The 26071-nt window shown below is 63.6% G+C and carries 21 protein-coding genes; 15 read left to right on the top strand and 6 right to left on the bottom strand.

Annotated elements, in window-relative coordinates; translation table 11 throughout:
- Positions 1–12: 12 nt before the first annotated feature.
- Positions 13–1911: a sugar phosphorylase gene (locus tag LCW13_RS12935; RefSeq protein ID WP_225347097.1), complete on the bottom strand. Its 1899-nt coding sequence runs from the start codon at positions 1909–1911 to the stop codon at positions 13–15.
- 363 nt (positions 1912–2274) lie between these two features.
- Entirely contained in the window at positions 2275–2523 is a 249-nt protein-coding gene (locus tag LCW13_RS12930; RefSeq protein WP_043331379.1) for a GlsB/YeaQ/YmgE family stress response membrane protein, read from the bottom strand.
- Positions 2524–2921: 398 nt separating this feature from the next.
- On the opposite strand from LCW13_RS12930, the gene nrdR reads away from it, so the two are divergent.
- From nrdR to lon, 9 genes are all read left to right on the top strand, one after another.
- Positions 2922–3410 (top strand): transcriptional regulator NrdR, encoded by a 489-nt coding sequence (gene nrdR / locus LCW13_RS12925; protein ID WP_043331377.1) that lies wholly within the window; start codon positions 2922–2924, stop codon positions 3408–3410.
- A gap of 268 nt (positions 3411–3678) precedes the next feature.
- Positions 3679–4833: a bifunctional diaminohydroxyphosphoribosylaminopyrimidine deaminase/5-amino-6-(5-phosphoribosylamino)uracil reductase RibD gene (ribD, locus tag LCW13_RS12920; RefSeq protein ID WP_225348162.1), complete on the top strand. Its 1155-nt coding sequence runs from the start codon at positions 3679–3681 to the stop codon at positions 4831–4833.
- 156 nt (positions 4834–4989) lie between these two features.
- The gene (gene ribBA, locus LCW13_RS12915) at positions 4990–6144 is read left to right on the top strand and encodes a bifunctional 3,4-dihydroxy-2-butanone-4-phosphate synthase/GTP cyclohydrolase II (protein ID WP_054555540.1); all 1155 of its coding nucleotides are present in this window, start codon (positions 4990–4992) and stop codon (positions 6142–6144) included.
- 111 nt (positions 6145–6255) lie between these two features.
- The gene (gene ribH / locus LCW13_RS12910) at positions 6256–6738 is read left to right on the top strand and encodes a 6,7-dimethyl-8-ribityllumazine synthase (RefSeq protein ID WP_043331374.1); all 483 of its coding nucleotides are present in this window, start codon (positions 6256–6258) and stop codon (positions 6736–6738) included.
- Positions 6735–7250, top strand: coding sequence for a transcription antitermination factor NusB (gene nusB, locus LCW13_RS12905; protein WP_054555539.1), 516 nt, complete (start codon positions 6735–6737; stop codon positions 7248–7250). The genes ribH and nusB overlap by 4 nt, the downstream gene beginning before the upstream one ends.
- A 1-nt stretch (position 7251) precedes the next feature.
- Positions 7252–8340, top strand: coding sequence for a thiamine-phosphate kinase (gene thiL, locus LCW13_RS12900; protein ID WP_225347096.1), 1089 nt, complete (start codon positions 7252–7254; stop codon positions 8338–8340).
- Positions 8337–8810 (top strand): phosphatidylglycerophosphatase A family protein, encoded by a 474-nt coding sequence (locus tag LCW13_RS12895; RefSeq protein WP_043331372.1) that lies wholly within the window; start codon positions 8337–8339, stop codon positions 8808–8810. The genes thiL and LCW13_RS12895 overlap by 4 nt, the downstream gene beginning before the upstream one ends.
- A gap of 115 nt (positions 8811–8925) precedes the next feature.
- A complete protein-coding gene (locus tag LCW13_RS12890) occupies positions 8926–10206 on the top strand; it encodes a DUF945 family protein (RefSeq protein ID WP_043331371.1) in 1281 nt (426 codons plus the stop codon).
- Positions 10207–10401: 195 nt separating this feature from the next.
- Complete coding sequence (gene lon / locus LCW13_RS12885) at positions 10402–12852, top strand: endopeptidase La (protein WP_225347095.1); 2451 nt, start codon at positions 10402–10404, stop codon at positions 12850–12852.
- Positions 12853–13135: 283 nt separating this feature from the next.
- Here the strand turns inward: lon and LCW13_RS12880 are convergent, their stop codons facing one another.
- Positions 13136–13477, bottom strand: a complete 342-nt coding sequence (locus LCW13_RS12880) for a YegP family protein (RefSeq protein ID WP_043331370.1) — start codon at positions 13475–13477, stop codon at positions 13136–13138.
- Between the two features lie 430 nt (positions 13478–13907).
- Here LCW13_RS12880 and ilvD point away from each other — a divergent pair, with 430 nt between their 5' ends.
- Complete coding sequence (gene ilvD / locus LCW13_RS12875) at positions 13908–15752, top strand: dihydroxy-acid dehydratase (RefSeq protein WP_225347094.1); 1845 nt, start codon at positions 13908–13910, stop codon at positions 15750–15752.
- A gap of 203 nt (positions 15753–15955) precedes the next feature.
- Here the strand turns inward: ilvD and LCW13_RS12870 are convergent, their stop codons facing one another.
- Positions 15956–17569, bottom strand: a complete 1614-nt coding sequence (locus LCW13_RS12870; protein WP_225347093.1) for a sensor domain-containing diguanylate cyclase — start codon at positions 17567–17569, stop codon at positions 15956–15958.
- Positions 17570–18399: 830 nt separating this feature from the next.
- Positions 18400–19977, bottom strand: a complete 1578-nt coding sequence (locus LCW13_RS12865) for a helicase HerA-like domain-containing protein (RefSeq protein WP_225347092.1) — start codon at positions 19975–19977, stop codon at positions 18400–18402.
- A 647-nt stretch (positions 19978–20624) separates the two neighbouring features.
- Between LCW13_RS12865 and LCW13_RS12860 the strand changes: the two genes are divergently transcribed.
- Positions 20625–20984 carry a hypothetical protein gene (locus LCW13_RS12860; protein WP_054555534.1) on the top strand — a complete coding sequence of 120 codons (360 nt, stop codon included), beginning with the start codon at positions 20625–20627 and terminating at the stop codon, positions 20982–20984.
- 237 nt (positions 20985–21221) lie between these two features.
- Here the strand turns inward: LCW13_RS12860 and nudE are convergent, their stop codons facing one another.
- The gene (gene nudE / locus LCW13_RS12855) at positions 21222–21818 is read right to left on the bottom strand and encodes an ADP compounds hydrolase NudE (RefSeq protein ID WP_043331505.1); all 597 of its coding nucleotides are present in this window, start codon (positions 21816–21818) and stop codon (positions 21222–21224) included.
- A 201-nt stretch (positions 21819–22019) separates the two neighbouring features.
- Between nudE and yrfG the strand changes: the two genes are divergently transcribed.
- The 4 genes from yrfG (at position 22020) to LCW13_RS12835 (ending at position 26057) form a co-directional block, all read left to right on the top strand.
- Entirely contained in the window at positions 22020–22730 is a 711-nt protein-coding gene (gene yrfG, locus LCW13_RS12850) for a GMP/IMP nucleotidase (RefSeq protein ID WP_225347091.1), read from the top strand.
- Positions 22727–23119: an RNA-binding S4 domain-containing protein gene (locus LCW13_RS12845; protein WP_225347090.1), complete on the top strand. Its 393-nt coding sequence runs from the start codon at positions 22727–22729 to the stop codon at positions 23117–23119. The genes yrfG and LCW13_RS12845 overlap by 4 nt, the downstream gene beginning before the upstream one ends.
- A gap of 154 nt (positions 23120–23273) precedes the next feature.
- On the top strand, positions 23274–24188 hold the full coding sequence (gene hslO / locus LCW13_RS12840; protein WP_052384283.1) for an Hsp33 family molecular chaperone HslO: 915 nt from the start codon (positions 23274–23276) through the stop codon (positions 24186–24188).
- A gap of 309 nt (positions 24189–24497) precedes the next feature.
- Entirely contained in the window at positions 24498–26057 is a 1560-nt protein-coding gene (locus LCW13_RS12835; RefSeq protein WP_043331365.1) for a phosphoenolpyruvate carboxykinase, read from the top strand.
- Positions 26058–26071 lie beyond the last annotated feature (14 nt).

The raw sequence follows: 26071 nt of genomic DNA, 5'->3' as shown, positions 1-26071 counted from the left end.
AAAAAGAGGGCGTCAGACGACCTCGATGGCCGGCGGGCGTACGGCTTGCTCCATCAGCCAGGCCGCCTGATAGGGACGGCGAGCCATGGTGGGGTCGTAGGTCTTGTCATGGCACAGGTGGTCGGTCAGCGCGACGCCTTGCCAGCTTTCCGGCAGCGGCAGCACGCGCGGCTGATCGGTGACATTGAGGGCGAACAGCAGGCGGCGCCCTTCATGGGTGACGCGCTCGAAGACGAAGAAATCCGGGCCGACATCGAAGACATTCTGGTCGGCATCCGGGTGGAAGCAGGGTTCGTTGCGGCGCAGTGCCATGCGGCGCTTGAGGGCGTGGAATACCTCATGGGTCGCGGTGTTGGGGCTTGCCAGCAGAGCTTCCAGTTCATCGCGCTGCCATTTGCGGCGGTTGATGGCGCGCAGATGGCCATCGCGCTCGACGCCTTCCTGGTGGTTGGGGGTCGCGGTCAGCGAGTGGATGTATAGCCCCGGGATGCCCTGCAGGCTCAGCATCAGGGTCTGACTGGCGATGAAGCGCTCGATCTGCCACGGGTCCTGGCCGCGCCGCGTGCCCTTGAGCGCATCGAAGTAGCTGATGTTGAGCTCATAGGGGGTGTCGGCGCGCCCGGGGTTGGCGCGCATGCTGACGTAGCCACCGAAGTCATGCACCAGTCGCACCAGGGTGTCGCGCTCGTGGTCGGGCAGCAGGCCCTCAAGGGCGCGAACGCCGATACCGTCGTGACTGGCGGTGAAGTTGAAGTAGCTGCAGCCGGAAGGCAGGGACGGCAGGCTGGTGGCCCACTGGGTCAGGGCGCTGGCATCGCCGGAGGTCAGGGTGTGCAGCGTCAGCGGCGGCAATGTGAACTGATAGATCAGGTGCGCTTCATCGGCCTGGGCGCTGCCCTCGATGGCGGTGAGGTCGTGCTGTGACAGACGATCGAGCCCGAAGTAGGACATGTTCTCGGCGTGGGGCACGTTGGTCTCGGTGATCAGCAGGCTGCCCGGCGCCAGATGGTCGACGATGGCGCGCAGCAGGCGCACCACGGCGTGTGTCTCCGGCAGGTGGATGCAGGAGGTGCCCTGGCGTTTCCACAGGAAGGCCACTGCATCGAGGCGGATGATGCCCGCGCCCTGCTCGAGGTAGTAAAGCAGTATGCCGATGAATTCGAGCAGCACATCGGGATTGGCGAAGTTCAGGTCGATCTGGTCATCGGAGAAGGTTGCCCAAAGATGGCGCAGGCCACGACGGGTATGCACCGGCGTGAGCAGGGCAGACGGGCGCGGGCGCACGACCTCGGAGACATCGGTGTCGGGGTCCATCTCGATGAAGTAGTCGCGGCCGGGCTGCACGCCGGCCAGATAATCGGCGAACCACAGTGACTCGCGCGAGCAGTGATTGATGACCAGGTCTGCCATCAGGTCGCGCTGCTCGCTCAGGCGCCGGATGTCCTGCCAGTCGCCGAGGACCGGATTGACCTCGCGATAGTGGATGACGCTGAAGCCGTCATCGCTGCTCCATGGGAAGAAGGGCAGCACGTGGACACCGGACAGGCTGTCGTCCAGTCGGCTGGCGAGGAAGTCGTGCAGGGTCGCCAGTGGCGCCTCGCCTTCCTGCTGCAGGCTGTCGCCGTAGGTGATCAGCCACTGGTCGCGCTCGCTCCAGAGCGGCTCGCCTTCCGGTACGCGGGGGGTGAGGCGCGTGCGATGGAAATCCAGCACCGTCTCCAGGCGTCTGAGGACTTCCTCATGACGCTGTGGGTAGATCTCGGCGAGCAGGCGTGTGGCATGCGCTTGGAAATCAGCTTGCGAGAGACGTTTGGCGGGAGAGACTCTGGCGCGTGGCCTGGCGCTGCCCTCGCTCGGCGCAGGATCGGAGGCAGTGGATGTCGAGTGATCGGGAGATGACGTATCGGACATGGGCAATCCTCGTGGCAGCAAAAGCGGTCAGACTCTGCCTCGTGAGCCGCAATGGGCAGAGCGTGTCGCGGGTGATCTTCGGGAAGCCCGCCGGCGCAATCCTGCGGGGCCGGTGGCAAGACTGGAAATCACATATCAGATGAAGTCGGCTGGCCGTCGTTTGGTGAAATCCCTGAATCGCGCATCGCTCAGCGGCGCCCGTGGGTGACGGCCTGGCGCCTTTACTCATGAGTCATGCACGCCTCGGGCCAGATTCGTCAAGCCTGCAAGGCAGGACGGCCAGCCTGCATGTGCCGGCTGGCCGTCCTGTCTGGCGTCATGTGGCCTGCGGCCAGCTGACGCCACTGCGCTTCATGACATGCTTTACTTGCGCAGCACGCGATACAGAATCAGCAGAATGACGGCGCCGAGCACGGCGATGACAAAGCTGGCCAGATTGAATCCCGTCACTTCACCGAAGCCCATCAGGGTGCCGACCCAGCCACCGACCACGGCACCCAGGATGCCGATGATGCTGGTGACGATGATGCCACCCGGGTCCTTGCCGGGCACGATCACCTTGGCGATGATGCCGGCAATAAGACCGAATATGATCCATGCAATGATTCCCATGTCGCAGCTCCTTGCGTCATCGTGATCAATCTCGCGGCAGAGATCATCCGCCGCCAGTCGTGAAAGGATTTCACGGCTCGGGCAAGCGTCCTTGTGAGGCGCTGCACCCTGATGTCATCTTTCGGTTATCGGGCGGGGATTTCAAGCCTGCCGGGCAGGTTGATTGACGCTTTCGCCGCGGTGTCCGCCACCCGGGGCGACAATGCAGGAAACCCCTGTCGCCCCTTGGGCGCTCCCCAAGGCTAGTTCAGTCATGTCGAGGCTGACATAGGCTCCCGTGGCGGGGCCTTAACGGTTACAATACCCGCCATTCGCTGTCATTCGGCTGCGCTGCGCCACTTCCTCGCTGTGCTTCGCGCGAGGCCGCAGCCACCTCGCACCCAAGCAGGCTCTCCAACATGCACTGTCCCTTCTGTGGAACTCATGAAACCAAGGTCACGGATTCCCGACTGGTGGTCGAGGGTGACCAGGTGCGGCGGCGTCGCCAGTGCGCGGCCTGCGGTGAGCGTTTCACGACCTACGAAACGGCGGAGCTGGTCATGCCGCGCGTGGTCAAGGGCGACGGTTCGCGTGAGAGCTTCGATGAGCACAAGCTGCGTGCCGGCATGCTGCGCGCGCTGGAAAAGCGCCCGGTTTCTTCCGAGCTGATCGAGGCCGCGGTGGAGCGCATTCGTCAGCGTCTGCGTGCCACCGGCGAGCGTGAGATCGAGGCGCGGCGCATCGGTGATGAGGTCATGCAGCAGCTCAAGCGGCTGGATCAGGTCGCCTATATCCGCTTCGCTTCGGTCTATCGTCGCTTCCAGGATCTTGATGAGTTCCGCGCCGAGATCGACCGTCTCGCCCAGGAGCCCAGCTTCCTGCCGGGCGAGGAAGACGCGCGGCCCTGATGTCTCGACACGGTCATCCTTGCAGATGACCTCGAGGCCTGCGCCTGCTGGTCCTGTCGCGTCACGCTGCGTGGCTCAGACCTCAGGCCTCAGGCCTCAGGCATCGAAGTATTGACCACCGCCTGGGCTACGCCTGACCTTCTCTCGTTTCACGCCAAGGTATCGCATGTCTCTTTCTCCTCATGCTTCTCATGCTCCCCGTGACAGCCATTCTCGTGACAGCCACTCTCGCGACCGCAGTGCTCCCTCGGCGCGTGATGCGCGCCACATGGCCCACGCCCTGCGCCTGGCGCGACTGGGCAGCTACACGACGCAGCCCAATCCGCGTGTCGGTTGTGTGCTGGTTGAGGCCGAGACCGACGAGGTGATCGCGAGCGGCTTTCACGTGCGTGCCGGGGAAGGGCATGCCGAGGTCAATGCGCTGGCAGAGGCGGGCGAGCGCGCGCTGGGCTGCGTGGCCTATGTGACGTTGGAGCCCTGCTCCCACACCGGGCGTACCGGCCCTTGCTCGCTGGCGCTGATCGCGGCGGGCGTCTCGCGGGTGGTGATCGCGATGCGTGATCCGAACCCGCAGGTCGCCGGGCGCGGCATCGCGCTGCTACAGGGCGCGGGCATCGCGGTGACGGTCGGGGTGATGGAGCAGGAGGCGCGAGCGCTCAACCCCGGCTTCCTGTCCCGCATGGAGCGCGGTCGGCCCTTCGTGCGCCTCAAGCAGGCCATGAGTCTGGACGGGCGCACGGCGATGGCTTCCGGCGAATCCCAGTGGATCACCGGCCCCGAAGCGCGCAGTGCCGTGCAGCGTCTGCGTGCGCGCTCCAGCGTGGTGATGAGCGGCATCGAGTCGGTCATCTTCGATGATTCGCGCCTCAATGTGCGCGCCGACCAGCTCGGGCTCGAAGACCATCCGCTGGGGCTCGAGGCGCTGGTGGCGCGTCAGCCGTTGCGCGTGGTGGTGGACAGCCATCTGCGTCTGCCGCTGGCGGCGCGCATTCTGGCGCAATCCGGTCGTACGCTGCTGGTATGTGTCGCGGATGAGACAGCGGCGCTGGCTGAGCGACGTACCTTGTTGGAGGCGGCCGGTGCCGAAGTGTTGGCGCTGCCGGCCGGCGCGGATGGCCGCGTGGACCTCGAGGCCCTGCTGCGCTATCTGGCCGAGCACGAGCAGGCCAACGAAGTGCTGCTGGAAACCGGTGCGGTGCTGGCCGGGGCCATGATTAATGCGGGGCTGGTCGATGAGATGCAGCTCTTCATGGCACCGACGCTGCTGGGCGGCGAGGCTCGCCCGCTGCTAGCGCTGCCGGGGCTGGATCACATGGCGCAGCAGCGCCGGGTCGAGATTCGCGATATCCGGGCGGTGGGGCGTGATTGGCGCATCACCGCAGTGCCAGTAGCATCGCCAGACCCGCAGGAGAGCGGCGACTGATTTCTTCTTGTCACGCAAGCACTTGCCGCCGTCTGGCGACAGCGGCGTCGCTGGGTGCTGGCGCAAAACGGGGTGGCGGGGTACCCTGACGCCCGACTTTTTGATAATACGCGTGGGCCCGGCATGGGCCGGCGCAGCCCGTAAAGTGGAGCAAGCATGGCGCTATCAGGCATCGCAGCACTCGTCGAGGATATCCGGCAAGGCAAGATGGTCATCCTCATGGATGACGAGGATCGTGAGAATGAAGGCGACATCATCATCGCCGCGGAAGCCGTGACAGCCGAGCACATCAACTTCATGGCACGCCACGCGCGTGGCTTGATCTGCATGCCGATGTCGCGTGAGCATTGCGAACAGCTCCAGCTGCCACTGATGGTTCAGGCCAACGGTTCCGGCTTCGGCACCAAGTTCACGCTCTCCATCGAGGCCACCGAAGGCGTCACCACCGGCATCTCGGCGGCTGACCGCGCCCGTACCGTGCAGGCTGCCGCCGCGCGCAATGCGCGCCCGCAGGACATCGTCCAGCCGGGGCACATCTTCCCGCTGATGGCGGAACCGGGTGGCGTGCTGCGTCGTGCCGGCCATACCGAGGCGGCCTGTGACCTGGCGTCCATGGCGGGCTTTGGCGCGACCGGCGTGATCTGTGAGGTCATGAACGACGACGGCAGCATGGCGCGTCGTGAAGAGCTCGAGCGCTTCGCCGCCGAGCACGACCTCAAGGTCGGTACCATTGCGGATCTGATCGAATATCGCATCCACAATGAGCAGACCGTGGAAGTGCTGGACAGCGAGCAGGTCGAGACCGCCTTCGGCGAGCTGACGCTGCACTGCTTCAGCGATCGCATCCAGGGCCGTCACCACCTGGCGCTGGTCAAGGGCACGCCGGACGCCGAGTCTCTGACCACCGTACGCGTGCACGTGCAGGACCCGATGCGCGACCTGCTGACCCTGCGTCAGCCGGGCAGCAGCAGCTGGGCGCTCAATGATGCGCTCGCCGAAGTCGCCGCCGCCGATGCCGGCGTGCTGGTACTGCTGGACACCGGCAGTGACGCGATGGATTACAAGGATCGTCTCGATGTCTTCCTCGGACGACGTCGTACGCCGCGCACCAACGAATCCGATGGTGCGGGCAATTATCTGACCACCGGTACCGGTGCCCAGATCCTTCGGGATCTCGGTGTCGGCCGGATGCGTCTGCTAAGCTCGCCGTGGAAGTTCTCTGCCCTGTCCGGGTTTGGCCTCGAAGTGGTCGAACTGGTCGGCAGTGATGACACGGCAGGCGAGACAGGCGCAGACGCCGCGGGCGCGTAAGCGCTTCGGCACCCCAAATGGCGGGGGAGGTCGCGCAATTCTGGCGGCCTTCCCCGGTATGATTGATATCCCCGCCCCGGTTCTCCGGGGCGCTAGCATTGTGGACTGACCATGCAACCGATTGCTCAACTCGAAGGCACTTTCACCAATGTCGATGGCCGTTACGTCATCGTCGTCGGGCGTTTCAACCACCATGTCGTCGACAGCCTGGTGGAAGGCGCGGTCGATTCTCTCGTACGCCACGGCGTCGATGAGGAAAACATCGACCTGATCCACGTGCCGGGTGCCTGGGAAATTCCGCTGGCCGTCAAGGCCGTGCTGGCCAAGGTCAAGCCGCACGCCGTCATTACGCTGGGCGCGGTGATCCGCGGTGGTACGCCGCACTTCGAATATGTCGCCGGTGAGTGCAACTCCGCGCTGTCGCGTCTGCAGCTCGAATTCGACACCCCGGTCGCCAATGGCGTGCTGACGGTGAATTCCATCGAGCAGGCCATCGAGCGTGCCGGCACCAAGGCTGGCAACAAGGGTACCGAAGCGGCCATGGCGGCGATGGAAATGGTCTCCCTGCTCAAGGCCATGGGAGGTGACGCGTGAGCGAACGCAAGGAACGTACCGAGCGCGAGCCGTCCAAGCAGCAGCAGGCGCGTCGCGCCGCTCGCGAGCTGGCCGTGCAGGGCATCTACCAGTGGCAGATGACCGGCAAGAACATGACCACCATCGAAGCCGAGTTCCGTGGTCAAAAGGTCGACGATGACGTCGAGCTGCACGAAAACTGGGTCGAGGTGATGCGCATCGCCGACCAGGCCCTGTTCCACGAACTGCTGCACAACGTGCCGCGCTTCCAGAAAGAACTGGATGCCAGCATCAGCCCGCTGCTCGACCGTCGCCTGCAGGATCTCGACGAGATCGAGCTGGCCATCCTGCGTCTGGGCGCCTACGAGCTGTCCAAGCGCATGGAAGTGCCGTATCGCGTGGCGATCAACGAAGGGGTCGAACTGGCCAAGACCTTCGGTGCCACCGACGGGCACAAGTACGTCAACGGGATCCTCGACAAGCTGGCAGTCAAGCTGCGCAGTGCCGAGGTGACCCAGGCCCGCCTGCGCTGACATGCCAGGTGAATTCGAGCTGATTGCCCGCTACTTCCAGCGCGATCTGTCCGGGGCACCGGGCGTGTTGCTGGGGCCGGGTGACGACTGTGCACTTCTTGCCGCCAGTGATGGCATGCAGATGGCGGTCAGTGTCGATACCTCGGTGGCGGGGGTGCACTTCCCGCCGGATGCGCCTGCGGCGTCCATTGGCCATCGCGCCCTGGCCGTGAATCTGTCTGATCTGGCGGCGATGGGCGCGACCCCGCGCTGGGCGTTGCTGGCCCTGACGTTGCCGGACGTGGATGAAGACTGGCTGCATGGTTTTGCGGCCGGTTTCCACGCGCTGGCGGATCGCTACGGCATCGCGCTGGTAGGCGGCGACGTCACGCGCGGCCCGCTCTCCATCACGATCACCGTGCATGGCGAGCTGCCGTGCGTGCTCGAGCCTGCCCAGCAGGCCGACAGCGTGACCCGCCCGATTCTGCGGCGTGACGGCGCCTGTGAGGGGGATCTCATCGCGGTCACCGGCCTGCCGGGGCTGGCGCATGCTGGCCTCAAGGCCTGGCAGGGAGGCGTACGCGATGTGCTGAATCCTTGCCTGGCGGCCTACCTGCGACCAGAACCGCGGGTCGATGCGGGGCTGGCGCTGCGTGAGCTGGCCAGTGCGGGCCTGGATGTCTCCGATGGCGTGATGGGCGACCTGGCACACATCTGTCGTGCCAGTCAGCTGTCGGCGGCGCTGGAGCTTGGCGAACTGCCGCTGGCGCCGGAGCTGATCACGGCGCTTGGCGAGCAGGGCGCCCGCGAGGCGGTCCTCAATGGCGGCGACGATTACGAGCTGTTGCTCACGCTGCCCCAAGAGAACCTCGAGACGGCCAGGCTTGCCCTGCGCTCGCTCAACCTGTCCTTGACTGTCATCGGTCGCATGCAGGCGGCGGGCAGCGATGTGCCGCGCGTGATGCTGATGGACAATGGCGTTGAACAGGCAGCGACGGGCCAGAGCTGGCAGCATTTCTCTGCCTCGCAGGCTTCTGTCACGCAGGCTTCTGGGGCAGACGGCTCCTGCGACGATGCGTCGCCACGCAACGCGAACGGGGTGGCACCATGAATCGCGCTCCCGCCAGTGTCTGGCGGCGCCCCGTGCACTTCCTGGCCTTCGGGTTGGGCAGTGGTACCGCGCCCTTTGCACCGGGCACCTTCGGTACTCTCGCGGCAATCCCGTTCTACTGGTTGATGACCAACCTCACGCTGTGGCCGTATCTGGCCATCGTGCTGGTCGCGTCGCTGGTCGGGATCTGGATCTGTGATCGCACCTCGCGCGATCTCGGCGTGCATGATCACTCCGGGATCGTCTGGGACGAATTCGTCGGCTATTGGATCACGATGGCCGCCGTGCCATTCTCTTGGCAGGCAGCGCTATGGGGCTTCGTGGTCTTCCGGGTCTTCGATATTCTCAAGCCATGGCCGATTCGCTGGGCCGACCGCCGGGTTGCCGGTGGCTTCGGCATCATGCTGGATGACGTCTTCGCCGGTATCTATGCCTGGTCGACGATGCATCTGTGGCTGTGGTTGCACTGACGCTTCGCTGCCTTGGCGGCGAGGCTCACGCACGTGTTTCACTGATGGAAGCAGATGCGACAAGAGGCACCGCGCAGACGGTGTGATGCTCCAATAACGGACAAGGGTTAATGCGATGGGCAAGGGACTGGTAACCGCGACGGCAGTGGTCGTCATCGGGGCAGCCGGCTATGTCGGCGGCGTGGCTTACTCAAGCCAGCGCTTTGAAGATGAGATGGCCCGCATGGTGGCAGAGCTCGACAGGAGCTCCGACATCAAGGCGACCCGTGAGGATGTCGACAGCGGCTGGTTCGGCTCCACGGGCCGGGTAGAGATGGAACTCGCCACCGGGGACGGTGAAGGTCCCATGCGCATCGTATTGCCCTATGAAGCCGGCCACGGCCTGCTGTCGACCACCATGCAGGGCAACGTCAAGGTGCTGTACGGTACGCCGTCACGCGACGTCTTCGCCGAAGTGCTCGGCGATGGCAAGGCGATCGCCTTCGATGGCAGCGTCGACAACTTCAGCGGTGCCAGCGACACCACCCTGACCTTGCCGGCCTTTGACTGGCAGGACCCGGAGAGCGGCACGCGCATCGACTTCCAGGGCGGCGAGCTGCTGGCCTCCCACGATGGCGGTGACACGCCGGAAATCACCGTGGATGGCGAGATCACGCCGTTCGATATCACCAATGGCGCCGAGAAGGTCAGCGTCGGCACCCTGAGCCTCAACGGCATCTATCGCGGGGCGGACAATGACTTCCGCCAGGACGACAAGATCGTGCTGGACACCCTGACCATCGACAACGGCACCGGTCAGCCGCCGGTGGTCGCCAGCGATATCCGTTACAGCGGTGAAACGCGTCTGGACCCGACCGAGCTGCGCTATCTGATGAAGCTGTCGGTGCAGGATGTCAGCGCGGGTGATCAGCAGATGGCCAGCGGCGACGTGTCCATCTCGATCGACCGTCTGCAGGGTGCGGCCGTCTATGACTTCATCACCCAGCTGCAGGGCTTGCTGGAAGAAGCGGGCAAGCCGTTCGAGGAGCTGAGCGAAGAGCAGCAGGTCGCCATCCTCGAGAAGGTCGAAGCGCCGCTGTTCACCATGCTGAGCACCTCTCCGCGCATGACGCTGGAATCGCTGAATGCCAAGAGCGATGCCTTCGGTGTCGACATGCAGGGTGATGGCCAGATGATTCTCGATGGTGCCGATATCACCGATCTGACCATCCAGGAGCTGCAGACCGTACCGGGTCAGCAGGCCTTCCTGAATCGTCTGAGCGGGCGCTTCGAGTTCCGCAACGTGCCGCCGATGATGGCCATGATGGCGGGTGTCTCTCCGCAGGCCGCCGACCGCAACCTCGTGGTCGAGATCGACGGTGACAGCGTGAAGATCAACGGCACCCCGATCTACTGAGCGCCGCGCAGTATGCTGGAAACGACAATGCCCGCCTCATGGCGGGCATTGTCGTTTCCAGGGGGCGCATCAGGTGCCACCCTGAACACGCAGTGTTGCGCCCCCGGTGCGGCAAGCCTGCCTTGATAAAGTGGCTCACTGGCCGCATTGGGGGAGATGATCGCCTCAACCGAGGCCTGGTTTCATGAGGGTTGCATGCCACGTCACGAAGAGATTTCCGATAACGACGATATTCTTGCCGGCTTCGAGGATGACAGCCAGTCACAAGAGCCTTCTTCTTCCGCCTCGGGTGGGCTGGTGCCGAGTGGTGACCAGCTGCCGGAGCGCATCTACCTGCTGCCGATTCACAATCGCCCGTTCTTCCCGGCCCAGGTCCAGCCGCTGGTGATCAACAAGCAGCGTTGGGCCGAGACCATGCAGCTGGTCGGCAATACGCCGCATCATGCTGTCGGTCTGGCCTTCGTCGGCGATGTCGAGGTCGATGAGCTGGGGGTCGAGCACTTCCCCGAGATCGGCTCTGCCGTACGCGTCCACAAGCCTGAAGACGGCGATGACCAGGTACAGTTCATCGCCCAGGGACTGCGCCGCTTCCGCATCACGCGCTGGCTGTCGCGCAAGCCTCCCTATCTGGTCGAGGTCACCTATCCGCGCGAGCCGGTCGATGCCGAGAGCGATGAGGCGCGCGCCTACGCGATGGCGATGATCAACGGCATCAAGGAGCTGCTGCCGATCAACCCGCTGTATGGCGAGGAGCTCAAGCAGTACCTCAACCGCTTCAGCCCGCATGAGCCCGGCCCGCTGACCGATTTCGCCGCCGCTATCACCTCGGCCAAGGGCGCTGAGCTGCAGGAGGTGCTGGAGTCGCTGCCGGTGATGGAGCGCATGCAGAAGGTGCTGCCCCTGCTGCGCAAGGAAATCGAGGTCGCACAGCTGCAGACCGAGATCTCCCAGCAGGTCAACGCGCAGATGGAGAAGCATCAGCGCGAATTCTTCCTGCGCGAACAGCTCAAGGTCATCCAGCGTGAACTGGGCATCTCCAAGGATGATCGCGAGAACGACGTCGATACCTTCCGCGCGCGCCTCGACGAGCTCAAGGTGCCGGAGCGCGTCCAGTCGCGCATCGATGATGAGCTCGACAAGCTGTCGGTGCTGGAGACCGGCTCGCCGGAATACGGCACCACGCGCAACTATCTTGACTGGCTGACCTCGCTGCCGTGGGGCATCACCTCCACCGATCAGCTCAATCTGGCGCATGCGCGCACCGTGCTCAATCGCGATCACGATGGGCTGGATGATGTGAAGTCACGCATCGTCGAGTTTCTGGCCGAGGGCACCTTCAAGGGCGATGTCGGCGGCTCGATCCTGCTGCTGGTCGGCCCGCCCGGCGTGGGCAAGACCTCCATCGGGCGCTCCATCGCCCAGGCGCTGGGACGCGAGTTCTATCGCTTCTCGATCGGCGGCATGCGCGATGAGTCCGAGATCAAGGGTCATCGCCGCACCTACGTGGGCGCCATGCCCGGCAAGCTGGTGCAGGCGCTCAAGGAGGTCAAGGTCGAGAATCCGGTGATCATGCTCGATGAGATCGACAAGCTGGGGCAGTCCTTCCAGGGCGACCCGGCCTCGGCGCTGCTCGAGGTGCTGGACCCGGAGCAGAACGTCGACTTCCTCGATCACTACCTCGATGTGCGCCTCGATCTCTCCAAGGTGCTGTTCGTGTGTACCGCCAATACGCTGGACAGCATCCCCGGCCCGCTGCTGGACCGCATGGAGCAGATTCGCCTCTCCGGCTACATCGCCGAGGAGAAGATGGCGATCGCCAAGCACCACCTGTGGCCGAAGCTGCTGACCCGCGACAACATCCCCAAGAAGCGCATCAATCTGAGTGATGCCGCGCTGCGTCAGGTCATCGAGGGCTATGCGCGTGAGGCCGGCGTGCGCCAGCTGGAGAAACAGCTGCACCGCATCGTGCGCAAGGCGGCGGTGAAGTTGCTGGAAGAGGAGCTGCCGACCGTGAAGGTCTCGGTCAAGAACCTCGAGGAATTCCTCGGTGCGCCGATCTTCCGTCGCGAGAAGGTCCTGGCCGGCGAAGGCGTGGTGACCGGGCTTGCCTGGACCAGCATGGGCGGTGCGACCCTGCCCATCGAAGCCACCCGGGTGCATGGTCTGACACGTGGCTTGAAGCTGACCGGCAAGCTGGGCGACGTGATGCAGGAGTCGGCCAACATCGCCTACTCCTACACTTTTGCCAATCTCGAGGCCTACGATGCCGAGGCGGACTTCTTCAACGAGTCCTTCATTCACCTGCACGTGCCTGAAGGCGCGACGCCCAAGGACGGCCCCAGCGCCGGCGTGACCATGACCACGGCGTTGATGTCGTTGGCCAAGCATCAGGCGCCGCGCAAGGGGCTGGCGATGACCGGTGAGCTGACCTTGACCGGTCAGGTGCTGCCGGTGGGCGGCATCCGCGAGAAGGTGATCGCGGCGCGGCGCAGTGATATCTACGAGCTGATTCTGCCGCAGGCCAACCAGCGCGATTACGATGAGCTGCCGGAATACCTGAAGGAAGGCATGATCGTGCACTTCGCGGCGCGCTACGCGGATGTCTCGCGTGTGGTCTTCGACAGTGACAGCGCCCAGCGTCATTGAGTGGTGTGTGATTAGCGGCGAGCCCTGAGTGACAAGCACTGAGTGGCAAGCGCTGAGCGCAGCCAGCCCCCAAGCCGGCTGCAAGATGACAGAGGCCCCGCCAATTGGCGGGGCCTCTGTCGTTGCTGTGCTTTCTGCTGTCTGTGCTTTCTTCTTGCTGTGCTTTCTTCTTGCTGTGCTTGGGTCTGTCGATTGTCTGTCGATTCCGGGAAAGTCTGGGAGAGCGATTGGAAGAATGATCGAGAGGGTGATCGAGAAAGGGGCTGGGCTGGCTAGCTCGTGCTCAGGCGGTGTCGAGTTGCTCGAGGACGGCCGCCTCGGCGGCATTGCGCCCGACGCTGGCGATGCCGTTGTCGCGGCCGGATTCCGACTTGTACATCTGGCTGCGACCGATCTGCTGGCTGTTGGCGGCCAGCAAGGTGAAATAGAAACGTCCGTCCTTGGCGACTTCCCGAGTGAAGCGTTTTTCCTCGACGGCATTCTTGCGTACGGATTCCACGCCGTTCAGGCAGCCGCGTTTGTCGGCATAGCCCTGACTCTGCAGGATCTTCTCGCCGTTGCCTGCCTTCAGCGCAAAGTAGAACTTGCTGTCCTTGCCCCGAGTGATGACGAATTTTCCGGCCATGGGTGACTCCTGTTCCTTGTGGGGTGTCTGGCATTGCCTGATGTGTCGTCCTTCAGTGTAATCAGCGCCTCCCGCCGCAGGCCCACGCTAGAGGCCGCTTCATTCAACGCTTTCGGCGCTTGTCGGCATCTTTCGGGGCTGCTGGTGGCGTGGGCGGTGCTATCTGGTAGGCAAGCGGGGCCGGTACATGACAGAATTGACCCTAGGCAGACAGCGTTGACCCAAGAGGCACGCGTCTCCTCTGGACACCAGGTGTGCGTACCCCGAGCGGGGCGCCGCCTGACCAAAACAGAAGCCGCTCCCGTGCGGAGTGATTCTGCAGCGGATTGCGCAGAAGGGCGGCGTCAATTTCCTGACTCTGCCAGGCGCAATTCCATGAATCAGTCCCTCTTCGCACAGGAGAGCGGCCAAGCATTGAATGAGGTTTACCATGCCAGAGTATCGCTCCCGTACGACCACCGCAGGTCGTAACATGGCCGGCGCTCGCGCCCTGTGGCGCGCCACCGGCATGAAAGATGGCGACTTCCAGAAGCCGATCATCGCCGTTGCCAACTCCTTCACCCAGTTCGTGCCGGGCCACGTCCACCTCAAGGACATGGGGCAGCTGGTCGCGCGCGAGATCGAGAAGGCCGGCGGCGTCGCCAAGGAATTCAACACCATCGCGGTCGATGATGGCATCGCCATGGGCCACGACGGCATGCTGTATTCGCTGCCGTCGCGTGACCTGATCGCCGACAGCGTCGAATACATGGTGAATGCCCACTGTGCGGATGCGCTGGTGTGCATCTCCAACTGTGACAAGATCACCCCGGGGATGCTGATGGCCGCCATGCGCCTCAACATCCCGGTCATCTTCGTCTCCGGCGGCCCGATGGAAGCCGGCAAGACCAAGCTGCTGGATCACGGCCTCGATCTGGTCGATGCCATGGTCATCGCCGCCGATGACAGCGTCGACGACGAGACGGTCGCCGAGATCGAGCGCAGCGCCTGCCCGACCTGTGGCAGCTGCTCGGGCATGTTCACGGCCAACTCCATGAACTGCCTGATGGAAGCGCTGGGTCTGGCATTGCCGGGCAACGGCACCGTACTGGCCACGCACTCCGATCGTCGTCGCCTGTTCGAGAACGCCGGGCATCGCATCGTCGAGCTGGCGCGCCGTTATTACGAAGGCAACGAAGAGCACCTGTTGCCGCGTGCCATCGGCTCCCGCGCCGCCTTCGCCAACGCGATGACGCTGGATATCGCCATGGGTGGCTCGACCAACACCATCCTGCACCTGCTGGCCGCCGCTCAGGAAGCCGGTGTCGACTTCACCATGTCCGACATCGACAAGCTGTCCCACAGCGTGCCGCAGATGTGCAAGGTGGCGCCGAATACCCAGAAATATCACATCGAGGATGTCCATCGTGCCGGCGGCATCATAGGGATCCTGGGCGAGCTGGATCGTGCCGGCGTGCTGGATACCTCCGTGCCGACCGTCTATGGCGACTCGCTGTCTGCGGCGCTGGAAGAGTGGGACATCATGCGTTCGCCTACTGATGAAGTCGTCGAGTTCTATCGCGCCGGCCCGGGCGGTATCCCGACCCAGACCGCCTTCTCGCAGAGCGCGCGCTGGCCGAGCCTGGATGGTGATCGCGCCCAGGGCTGTATCCGCGATTACGACCATTGCTTCTCCACCCAGGGCGGCCTGGCCGTGCTGTACGGCAACATCGCACTGGATGGTTGCGTGGTGAAGACCGCTGGCGTCGATGACTCCATCCTCGTTTTCGAAGGCCGTGCCTACGTCTGTGAGTCCCAGGATCAGGCGGTGGAAGACATCCTGGCCGACAAGGTCAAGGAAGGCGACGTCGTGATCATCCGCTACGAAGGGCCGAAGGGTGGTCCGGGCATGCAGGAAATGCTCTACCCCACGTCCTATCTCAAGTCCAAGGGGCTGGGCAAGGCGTGTGCGCTGCTCACAGACGGTCGTTTCTCCGGCGGTACCTCGGGCCTGTCCATCGGTCACGCGTCTCCGGAAGCGGCGGCGGGCGGTGCCATCGGCCTGGTCGAGCATGGCGACACCATCCTGATCGACATCCCGAACCGCACCATCAACGTCAAGCTGAGCGACAGCGAGCTGCATGAGCGCCGTGAAGCGATGGATGCCCGCGGCAAGGATGCCTGGAAGCCAAGCATCCAGCGCAACCGTCGTGTCTCCGCCGCGCTCAAGGCCTATGCCTTACTGGCGACTTCCGCTGACAAGGGCGCCGTGCGCGACCTGAGCAAGCTGGACTGAGAATCGGCTTCAGATATCTGACCCGGTCTCTGAGCAGGCCTCTGCGCTGAGACACTGCGCAAGCCTGTGTGACTCCTGTATGTATCCTTTGTGAGTGCTGAGTGAGTCAAACGACAACGGCCACCCCTTGGGGTGGCCGTTGTCGTTGATGGGGAGGTGCCTGAAGGGCATCCGCGGCAGGCCGCACACACGAAAGGCGCCACTCAGGGCAGATCGGGTGAGGGGAAGCCGCTCGGGGCCTGGGGGCTTGCGAAGGTGTCGGTCGGGATGACCGGCTCAAGCTCCAGGAAGCGCACGCGATTGCGTCCCTGGCGTTTGGCTTTCTTGAGTGCGTGCTGGGCGCGCTCGCAGAGCTCGAGCCGGTTGGCCAGCGTGAGCGTATCGGGCGCCGGGTGATAGCAGGTCAGCCCGATGCTGCAGGTGACCGGCCCGTCGAGTCCATGCAGTTCTGCCGTGGCATGACGGACGCGCTCGGCGAGGATGATGGCGCCGCTGGAATCCGTCTGGCCCAGCACTGCGATCAGCGAGCCATCATCGCGCTGGCTGAGCAGGTCGCTCTTGCGTGTCGCGTTGCGCAGGATGGTGGAGACCTGCTGCAGTGCGCGGTCTCCTGCGGCGCGGCCGTACTGGCGATTGAAGTCGGTAAAGGCATCCACGTTGAGCAGCAGGATCGACAGTGGCTGCCCGTGGCGTGCACTGCGCGCGATCTCACCATCCAGCTGTTGCTCGAAGATCTCCGTGGGCAACAGCTTGTCCAGCACCGACGGCACGGCCGGGCCCGGGGGCGCCATGCTGGCCAGCTTGTGCCGCATGCGGGCCAGGCTCTCCTCGTGGGAGCGTCGCTCGCTGAGGTCCTGGTGCTGGCTGAGAATGACGCCGGAGTGGCTGTCGATCACATCCAGATGCAGCATGACTTCGATGATCTGCCCCTGTCTGCCCAGATAGCGATGCGGCTGCTCGAAGTGGGTGATCTCGCCGGCCTGCATGGCCAGAAGCGCCTCCTGACAGGCCTGCATGTCAGCAGGGTGGGAGACATCCTCGAGCGCGCCACGCTGCAGTTCACTCCTCTCCGTCCCCAGCAGTTGGGCCAGCGCCGGATTGAGACGTGTCCAATGGCCATGGAAGTCCATGATCGCCATCGGGAGCTGGCAGCGCGAGAACAGCAGCTCCATCTCCTGGTAGGCGAGGCGCAGGTTGCTCAGTTCACTGGTCAGCCGCTTGCGCGCATTCTCGCGATCGATCAAGCCTCCCAGCAGGCTGGCCAGTGTCTCGACCAGTGCACGATCGCTGGCGCTGAAATCTGCCGCGCGCGGTGAGTTGTCGCCGAAGCAGACGGTGCCGGTCAGACGGCCTTCGGTCCATACCGGGGCGGCGATGTAGCTCTGGAAGGGCATCGACTTGAGGGCCGGATGAGCCTCGAGTGCTGGCGTGGTCGCGATATTGGCGTAGGCGATGCAGCCTGCCTGCTCAACGACTTCATTGCAGTAGGTCTCGTTCAGCGGTGCGATCGCGCCCTCGACCTTGCCGGGCGGCGGATTGACCGCCGCCATGATTTCATAGCGATTGGCCTCAGCGTGGCCGAGGATGCCGGTGGTCATCCCCAGCAGGCGGCAAGCGGTCACCAGGTACTCTCTGAGCTGTTCGCTGAAGGTTCCCGCAGGGGCGAGTGTCAGGGCAAACAACGCTTGCAGCTGGGCGGGTCCGAGATTCTCATTGAGGAAGACAGTCGCGGCGGCGGCTTGTGGCGAGAGCTCTGAGGTATCAACTGGACTCGAGTGCCCCGAAGAGGGTGGTCGCGCGGGCGGGGTAGGCAGCATGTGACATCCTTATCTTGCATGTTGCGGGGAGAGGGAATGACCAAAACACGAGTATGGTTGCTGGGAGCGATGAACGGGCGTTTTACTGGGGCAGAAAATCAACTGTTCATATACGTAAGACTGACGGGGCCTTTCGAGGTGCGACTGGATTCGAGACGCGCCAGGCCATGACTCTGGTGGTGGTACAAAAGAAACGGGGAGGCCGGTCGATGGCTGATCGACGGCCTCCCCGACAAGTTCTTTCTCTGCCCACCATGATGCGTCGTCATGCGTGGCAGAGTCTGTGTGCTGCTCGTCCTGTCATCCGTGTCCTGTACCGTTTCACACCTGGTGTCACCGGTGGGGCAGGCAGGATCCCGCTGTTGTCATGCGTATCGTTGTTGGCTCAGGCGGCTTCGGCCAGCTGAGGTTCCGCTGTCGCTTCCATATCGATGGCTTCCAACGCCAGTTCGATCGAGAACCAGTTGTCGTTCAGCCACAATTCCAATGCTTCATTGCTCATGCACATCGTCAAGTCTCCCCGAGAGTAGTGGCAAGCGCGTGTGTGTCATGGTGTGCTGCCGGTAAGCAGCAAATATCAGTATGGCGTCTCCTTGCCGAGAGCGAATGAAGTTTGCGCGACGATATGATGTCAGCAGCCTTGGATAGCGAAAGCAGGACATCACCCATGGTCATTTGACCATGGGTGATGTCCTGCTTTTCGTGAAGGATGAGTCTCTCATTCTCGAGAGCTTGCTTGCCGGGGGGAGCTTCTATTTGCCAAGGAGCGCTTCAGCCTGCTGGCGAGGCGTCAGGCTGTTGGCGTGTTGTCAGACTGAAAGGAGCGAGCCTCAGCGGCGAGTGAAGGAGCGCAGCAGGCTGCGAATCAGCGTCCGTCCCAGCTGCGACCCCAGGGCGCGCATCACGGACTTGAGCAGGGTCTCCATGACGCCCTGACGCTGTCTGCCGCCTGAGCGTGGGGCGCTTTCGGCCACCGGACTTGTGTGCTCGGTGTCGCGGCGGGCAGCGCTGGCAGCGGCTTGAGCGCTTCCATCAGGTTCTGCGGCAGGCGGCGGGGTGTCAGGCGTTGCCGCTGGCGTCTCCTCCGGACGCACCTGGGCCGTCGCCGAGCTCGTCAGTTGCGCCTCGAGACGCTCGTGAGCCGATTCACGATCTATCACCTCATCATAGCGACCGGCCAGTGATGAGCTTGCCAGCAGCGCTGTGCGCTCGCTGTCACTCAACGGGCCGATCCGCCCCCGCGGCGGCGCGATCAAGGTGCGCTCCACCTGGGTGGGCGTGCCCTTGCTGTCGAGCACCGAGACCAGTGCCTCGCCCACGCCCAGCTCCGTGATCACCTGAGCCGTATCGAGGGCCGGATTGGGGCGGAAGGTCTCGGCAGCGGTCTTGACGGTCTTCTGGTCGCGCGGAGTGAAGGCGCGCAGGGCATGCTGGATCCGGTTGCCCAGCTGGCCGAGCACGTCATCGGGGATGTCGGCGGGGGATTGGGTCACGAAGTAGACGCCGACCCCCTTGGAGCGAATCAGGCGCACCGTCTGCTCGAGGCGCTCAAGCAATGCCTTGGGAGCGGCATCGAACAGCAGGTGGGCCTCGTCGAAGAAGAACACCAGCACCGGGCGGTCGGCATCGCCGCGTTCGGGGAGGGTGCGAAAGAGCGTCGACAGGAACCACAGCAGGAAGGTGGTATAGAGACGTGGACTCTGCATCAACTCACGCCCATCGAGCAGATTGATGAAGCCGCGTGTCTGGTCTCCCTCGCCCGTGGTCGCCAGCATGTCATTGATGTCGAGCGCTGGTTCGGCGAAGAAGCGCTCGCCGCCCTGGGTGGCCAGCACATGCACCCGGCGCAGCATGGCGCCGAGGCTCTGGGGGCTGACACTGCCATAGCGCTCCTCGAAGCCTTCGCGTTCACGCTCGATATGCTTGAGCAGGCTGATCAGGTCCTTGAGGTCGATCAGCTCCAGCCCTTCACGCTCGGCATGATCGAAGGCCAGGTGCATCAGGCCACTCTGGGTGTCGTTCAATTCCAGCAGGGTCGACATCAGCTCAGGCCCCATGGAAGCAACGCTGGCGCGCACCGCATGCCCGCTCTTGCCGAACAGATCCCACAGCCTGACGGGCGCGGCCTGAGGCTGCCAGTCATTGATGCCGAGGCTGGCGAGGCGTTCATCGACGCGCGGATGCGGGGCGCCCGCCGCGGCGATGCCGGAGAGGTCACCCTTGACGTCGGCGGTGAACACCGGCACTCCCATGCGCGAAAACTCTTCTGCCAGCACCTGCAACGTGACGGTCTTGCCGGTACCTGTCGCACCGGCGACCAGGCCGTGACGATTGGCCAGTGCCCCGTCTAGCGTGATGTGGCCCTTGGGTCCCTGTCCTGCGAGTCCCCCGATCAGCACGTCTGGCATGTGAGTCTCCTGTCATTCAGGTGATGGCGGTGCTTGCAGAGGGAGGTGTGGCGACCACTGCCGATGACCGCAGAGATGGGCGATGTCGTGGAGTCATAGGGTTACAAAATGTTTCGTTGAGTAAAATACTGCAAGCCATCTTGCGCCACTTGACGCATGGCGTCAGGCAACCGACGCGCGACAAGCCGCCTGATGAGCGGCCAGCAGCCCATATGGGCGCTAATTAAACGCGAGCCGATATCTCACTCTTGTATAGGAAATCTGGAAGAAAGATATTTTTCTTTCCCTTCTCTGCTTGAAAGTCTGGCCCTGTAGTTCCATATCTTTAGGCATCAGGGCGCATGTGACGCAACACGCCTCGGCAGATTGGCGCTTTCGTCAAGAATGACATCAGCAGGTTCGGGTACAACTCTGGTGACGTTTTTTGAAGAATGCTCCGACAAGTAGCCGACGCGCTAGAGGGTGTTCGATACATGCGCCGCAAAGATTTGACGCAGTACCACAAGACGTCGTTGAGATAGTTAGGAGCGTCTTGTGGAGCCTGGAACTCGAGACATCCAGTCTCGGGGTTCTTGAAGGCTTACCGGCAACGGCCGAGCGAATCATCTGCTCGTCTCTTGCAACAGACCGCTACTGGAGGATGGATCATGAAGAAGCTGACTGCTGCACTTTTCGCGACTGCCCTGGCACTGCCGACCACCGCTGCCTTTGCCGAGCACCACGAATCCAGCAACACCGGTTCCGCCAACACTGGCGCCCACTCCACCAAGGTAGAGGGCGGTACTGCTGCGGGTCATGAAGATGGCAAGGTGCATGACGATGCCGAACGCAATACCGAGAGTGGATCTGCCAACACCAAGAAGGATTCCATGATGGTGGAAGGTGGCACGGCCCAGTCCGAGTCCGCCAAGCACGGCAAGGTCATGGATAAAGGCGAAGACCACATGGGCGTCAGCCCGGAATCCGGTTCGTCCAACACCGCTGATGGCAGCATGAAGACCGAATAAGCGTGTCTTGACGGTCTGGTCTCCGACCAGACCCGCAATGGATCTTGCGGTGCCTGAACGAGTCGCCAGCACGACCCGCTTGAGCGCATCGCGAGTGAAACGACAAGCCCCCGCCATTGGCGGGGGCTTGTCGTCGTATGGGAGTACGTAAAGCTGGGGGTGAGGGGCAGGAAAGAAGGGGCAGGTCCCTCAGGTGCTCGTCATCGTTGCTTGCCACCAATGCCTGTCATCAAGCCCCTACCACCAGCGAGGGCTGTAGGTATCTTCCCCGGCCAGCAGGCGTTCGCGTGCCATGAACAGCGCCGCGATCGCGCGCGCCTCGTGGAAGTCCTCACGCGCCAGCAGCGCCGGTAGCTCATCGAGGCGGTGGCGCTCGACGACCAGCGGTTCCGGCTCATCGCCCGGCAGGCGCTTTTCGAACAGATCGCGCGCCAGCATCACGTTCATGCGGTGATCCATGTAGTTGGGCGCCAGGCTCAGTTCGGCCAGTGGCTCGATGTTGTGCGCGCCATAACCGCATTCTTCCATCAATTCGCGATTGGCGGCGGTCACCGGGTCCTCGCCCGGGTCGATCAAGCCCTTGGGCAGGGTCAGCACATATTGCTCAGGGCCAGCGGCATATTCGCGGATCAGCAGCACGTGGTCGGGGTCGGGCATGGCGACGATCATCACTGCGCCGTGACCGCCGCTCTTGAGGCGCTCGAAGCTGCGGGTGGCGCCATTGGAGAAGGTCAACTCCAGCGCTTCGACGGCGAACAGGCGCGAGCGTGCGACCTCGCGGCGTGAGTCGATCCGCGGTGGCGTCAGCGTGTGGCTGGTGTCTGAATGACTCATGGTCGGGTGAACGGTATCTGGCGCATCATCCATCGCAAGTCCTCGCGAGGCAGTATGAGAAGAGAGAACACTGTCGCTCATCGTGGCAGGCCGCCGCGAGCGGGGCAATCACAAGCCGTCATCACTCCTCGTTGCACATGCGCGCCCGTGGGCCATGCTTTACACTATGAGGCCAAATTTCCCTCTGGCTGACAGAATCCGATGCTTGACTGGAACACTATCGACACCGTGCTGTTGGACATGGACGGCACTCTGCTTGACCTTCACTTCGACAGCCACTTCTGGCTCGAACACCTGCCCAGGCGCTATTGCGAGCTGCATCGCCTCGATGAGGCGCTGCAGGCCGATCTCAAGGCGCGCATCATCAGCGAGTCCGGCACGCTCAACTGGTACAGCCTCGACTACTGGAGCCGTGAGCTCGAGCTCGACGTCGTCGCCCTGAAGCGTGAAGTACAGCATCTGATCGGCTATCGCCATGAGGCCGAGGACTTCCTCGCCTGGCTGCGCGATCAGCCGCAACGCGTGGTGCTGGCGACCAACGCCGACCGTCATGGCATCGATCTCAAGTTCGCGCTGACCGGCATGGGCGACTACTTCGACGCCGTGGTGTCGTCCGCGGATCTGGGCCACGCCAAGGAAGAGCAGGCCTTCTGGCACAAGCTCAACGAGATCGAGCCCTTCGATCCGGCGCGTACCCTGTTCATCGATGACAATCCGCAGGTGCTGGAAAGCGCCCACACCTATGGCATTGCCCATCTGCTGGGCGTGCGTCAGCCGGACTCGAAGCGCCCTGCGCGTGATTTCGAGCGTGTGCACGGCCTGGACGGCTTTGCAGTGCTGACCGAGGGCGTGGGCCCAGAGGTGGCCAATGCCGGAGTCTCGAGCGACGGGGAGGGCAAGGAGGCGTCATGAGCGATCAGGTACGTATCGACAAGTGGTTGTGGGCGGCGCGCTTCTTCAAGACGCGTGGCATGGCCAAGAAAGCCATCGAAGGCGGCAAGATCCAGTACAACGGCAGCAAGGTGAAAACCTCCAAGACCGTCGAGGTCGGCGCCCTGATCGAGGTGCCGCAGGGCTGGGATCGCCTCGTCGTCGAGGTGCTGGCCCTCAGCGACCAGCGCCGCGGCGCGCCCGAGGCCCAGAAGCTCTATCAGGAGACGCAGGAGTCCCGCGAGCGCCGTGAGCGTGAGGCCGAGACGCGTCGCCTCGGCAATCAGGGCATGACGCCGCCTCCCGGTCGTCCTGACAAGAAACAGCGTCGCAACATCCATCGCTTCCAGCGCCAGGATGCCGATAGCTGAGCCAGCGCGAGTCACCGCCGGGTGCCGTTGCACCGACCGGCACAATTTCCATACCGATGTGTGTCAGCACATCGTTGTTGGCGGCCTGACATGGGGGCGCTTGTGCGCTCTCTCTTCACGCCTGCCTTGAGGTCCCTCAATGAGCGAACACGACATGCAAGATTCCCATTCCACTGACGATGCGGCCGCGCCGAGCTTCGATCAGATCCAGCGCTTCCTGTTCGATGCCACCAACGTGCGTGGCGAGATCGTCACACTCGACAAGGCCTACGCCGAGGTGCTCGATCGTCACTCCTACCCGCAGGCCATCTCGCGCCAGCTGGGCGAGATGCTGGCGGCCGTGGCGCTGCTGACCGAGACCATCAAGCTCGATGGCACCATGACGCTGGAAGTGCGCGGTACCGGTATCGTGCGCCAGCTGATGGCCGAGTCGAACCCCGGCGGCGAGCTGCGCGCCATCGCACGCCTCAGCGATGAAGCGGTGTTGCCGACGGAAGAGTCCAGCCTTCAGGAGCTGGTCGGCCAGGGGCAGATCGTGATCACCCTCGACCCGCGTGAAGGCAAGCGCTATCAGGGCATCGTGGCCATCGATCAGGACAGCCTCGCCGGTTGTCTGGAGAGCTACTTCAGCCAGTCAGAGCAGCTGCCGACCCGTCTGTGGCTGATGGCCGATGGCAAGCGCACCGGCGGCGTGATGCTGCAGCAGCTGCCCAACGATGACGCCAACAAGGACCCGGATGCCTGGGAGCGCGTCGTACACCTGGCCGAGACCCTCAAGGCCGAGGAGCTACTGACGCTGGACCAGCAGGAAGTGCTGCATCGTCTCTATCACGAAGAAACCGTGCGCATCTATGAACCCAAGGCGCTGCGTTTCGGCTGCACCTGTTCACGAGAGCGTCTGGGCGCTGCCCTGCACAGCATCGCCGCCGACGAGCTGCGTCAGATCGTCGCCGAGCAGGGCGAGCTGGCCACCCAGTGTCACTTCTGCCATACCCGCTACTCCTTCAGTGCCGCGGAAGTGGAAGCGATCATCGAAGATCCTGACGCCGAAAGCCCCGTCGTGCATTGAGTATTTCCCGACGCGCCGGCGGCTGGCCACGGGGATGATGATTGTCTGACATATCGTCGTCCGTCAGGCGACGGCGACTGCGCCAAAGTGTTGCAACAATGGGCGTTTCCGCCCGACACCCTTTTTGCCATAATGCCTTGCCAGCACAGGGCCGGATGCCCTGTGCTGGTGGTATCGACGGTGTCATGGCATGCCGTCATGCGCGATCGGGCAGCAACGATCGATCACAAAATAAGCCTGTGGCATGTACCTCGGGCATCTGGCTTCAGCCATCAAGAGAGAGGGCGGCCCTGAGCCGCGGAGACGCGAATGAGCAAGCATCAAGACAGTGCGGTGACCACTCACACCAATCTCAGCAGCGCAGAGCTGATCGAGCTGGCAGTGGCTCGCGGCGAAGGACGTCTGGCCGACAACGGCGCGCTGGTCGTGGAGACGGGCGCCCGTAGTGGACGCTCCCCGAACGACCGCTTCATCGTCGACGAGCCGTCCACCTCGGACGCCATCGACTGGGGCAGCGTCAATCGCCCGTTCAGCCCGGAGCGTTTCGACGCCCTGTGGGAGCGCGTCGAGGACTACCTCGGCGAGCGCGACAGCTTCGTCTCCGAGCTGCATGTCGGCGCTGACCTCGAGCACTACCTGCCGATCCGCGTGACCACCGAGACGGCCTGGCACAACCTGTTCGCGCGTACCATGTTCGTGCGTCCGGACAGCTTCAATGCCAAGGACAAGAGTGAGTGGACCATCCTCAACGCGCCGCACTTCACCTGCGAGCCGCAGCGTGATGGCACCAACTCCGACGGCGTCGTGCTGATCAACTTCGCGCGTCGTCGTGTCCTGCTGGCGGGCATGCGTTACGCCGGTGAGATGAAGAAGGCCATGTTCTCGGTGCAGAACTTCCTGCTGCCGGAAAAGGACGTGCTGCCGATGCACTGCTCCGCCAACGTCGGTGACGATGGCGAGACCACGCTGTTCTTCGGCCTGTCAGGCACCGGCAAGACCACCCTGTCCGCCGACCCGGCGCGTTACCTGATCGGTGATGACGAGCATGGCTGGGGCGAAGGTACCGTCTTCAACATCGAAGGCGGCTGCTACGCCAAGTGCATCGACCTGTCCCAGAAGAACGAGCCGGTGATCTGGAACGCGATCAAGTTCGGTGCCGTGCTGGAAAACGTGGTGCTGGATGACCGTCGTGGCGCGGATTACGGCGATGATCGTCTGAGCCAGAACTCGCGTGCCGCCTACCCGCTGGAGCACATCGAGAAGCGCGTGCCGGAAAACCGTGCCGGCGAGCCGAATGCCATCGTCTTCCTGACCTGCGACATGTCCGGCGTGCTGCCGCCGGTGTCCGTGCTCAGCAAGCAGGCCGCTGCCTACCACTTCCTGTCCGGCTACACCGCCAAGGTCGGCTCCACCGAGATGGGCTCCACCGCCGGTCTCGAAGCCACCTTCTCCACCTGCTTCGGCGCGCCGTTCTTCCCGCGTCCGGCACGTGAATACGCCGACCTGCTGATCAAGCGCATCGATGCCTTCGGCTCACGTGTCTACCTGGTCAACACCGGCTGGACCGGTGGCTCCTACGGTGAGGGCGGCTCACGCTTCTCCATCCCGACCACGCGCGGCATCATCAGCGCGATCCAGAACGGTGCGTTGGCGGACATCGAGACGCGTCACATCGACGTGCTCAACCTGGATGTGCCGGTGCGCGTGCCGGGCGTCGATTCCAGCCTGCTCGACCCGCGTGAGACCTGGGAAGACCGTGCTGCCTACGACAGCAAGGCGCGTGACCTGTCAGCCAAGTTCGTCGAGAACTTCAAGAAGTTCGCCGGCGTGGATGAGGCGATCATCGCGGCAGGCCCGACCCTGGTCTGACGATCAGCGGGATT

Origin of the sequence: Cobetia amphilecti (assembly GCF_020217465.1) — a bacterium.
GTDB classification, from domain to species: Bacteria; Pseudomonadota; Gammaproteobacteria; order Pseudomonadales; family Halomonadaceae; genus Cobetia; species Cobetia amphilecti.
This window is presented reverse-complemented; position numbering and strand designations above follow the sequence as displayed.

Coding starts and splice junctions, on each gene's coding strand:
- LCW13_RS12890 (WP_043331371.1), top strand. CDS start 8,926: ATGGGCAAGGGACTGGTAACCGCGACGGCAGTGGTCGTCATCGGGGCA.
- LCW13_RS12930 (WP_043331379.1), bottom strand. CDS start 2,523: ATGGGAATCATTGCATGGATCATATTCGGTCTTATTGCCGGCATCATC.
- LCW13_RS12845 (WP_225347090.1), top strand. CDS start 22,727: ATGAGCGATCAGGTACGTATCGACAAGTGGTTGTGGGCGGCGCGCTTC.
- LCW13_RS12860 (WP_054555534.1), top strand. CDS start 20,625: ATGAAGAAGCTGACTGCTGCACTTTTCGCGACTGCCCTGGCACTGCCG.
- nudE (WP_043331505.1), bottom strand. CDS start 21,818: ATGAGTCATTCAGACACCAGCCACACGCTGACGCCACCGCGGATCGAC.
- lon (WP_225347095.1), top strand. CDS start 10,402: ATGCCACGTCACGAAGAGATTTCCGATAACGACGATATTCTTGCCGGC.
- ribD (WP_225348162.1), top strand. CDS start 3,679: ATGGCCCACGCCCTGCGCCTGGCGCGACTGGGCAGCTACACGACGCAG.
- LCW13_RS12835 (WP_043331365.1), top strand. CDS start 24,498: ATGAGCAAGCATCAAGACAGTGCGGTGACCACTCACACCAATCTCAGC.
- hslO (WP_052384283.1), top strand. CDS start 23,274: ATGCAAGATTCCCATTCCACTGACGATGCGGCCGCGCCGAGCTTCGAT.
- LCW13_RS12865 (WP_225347092.1), bottom strand. CDS start 19,977: ATGCCAGACGTGCTGATCGGGGGACTCGCAGGACAGGGACCCAAGGGC.
- LCW13_RS12870 (WP_225347093.1), bottom strand. CDS start 17,569: ATGCTGCCTACCCCGCCCGCGCGACCACCCTCTTCGGGGCACTCGAGT.
- ribH (WP_043331374.1), top strand. CDS start 6,256: ATGCAACCGATTGCTCAACTCGAAGGCACTTTCACCAATGTCGATGGC.
- LCW13_RS12880 (WP_043331370.1), bottom strand. CDS start 13,477: ATGGCCGGAAAATTCGTCATCACTCGGGGCAAGGACAGCAAGTTCTAC.
- LCW13_RS12895 (WP_043331372.1), top strand. CDS start 8,337: ATGAATCGCGCTCCCGCCAGTGTCTGGCGGCGCCCCGTGCACTTCCTG.
- yrfG (WP_225347091.1), top strand. CDS start 22,020: ATGCTTGACTGGAACACTATCGACACCGTGCTGTTGGACATGGACGGC.
- ilvD (WP_225347094.1), top strand. CDS start 13,908: ATGCCAGAGTATCGCTCCCGTACGACCACCGCAGGTCGTAACATGGCC.
- ribBA (WP_054555540.1), top strand. CDS start 4,990: ATGGCGCTATCAGGCATCGCAGCACTCGTCGAGGATATCCGGCAAGGC.
- LCW13_RS12935 (WP_225347097.1), bottom strand. CDS start 1,911: ATGTCCGATACGTCATCTCCCGATCACTCGACATCCACTGCCTCCGAT.
- thiL (WP_225347096.1), top strand. CDS start 7,252: ATGCCAGGTGAATTCGAGCTGATTGCCCGCTACTTCCAGCGCGATCTG.
- nrdR (WP_043331377.1), top strand. CDS start 2,922: ATGCACTGTCCCTTCTGTGGAACTCATGAAACCAAGGTCACGGATTCC.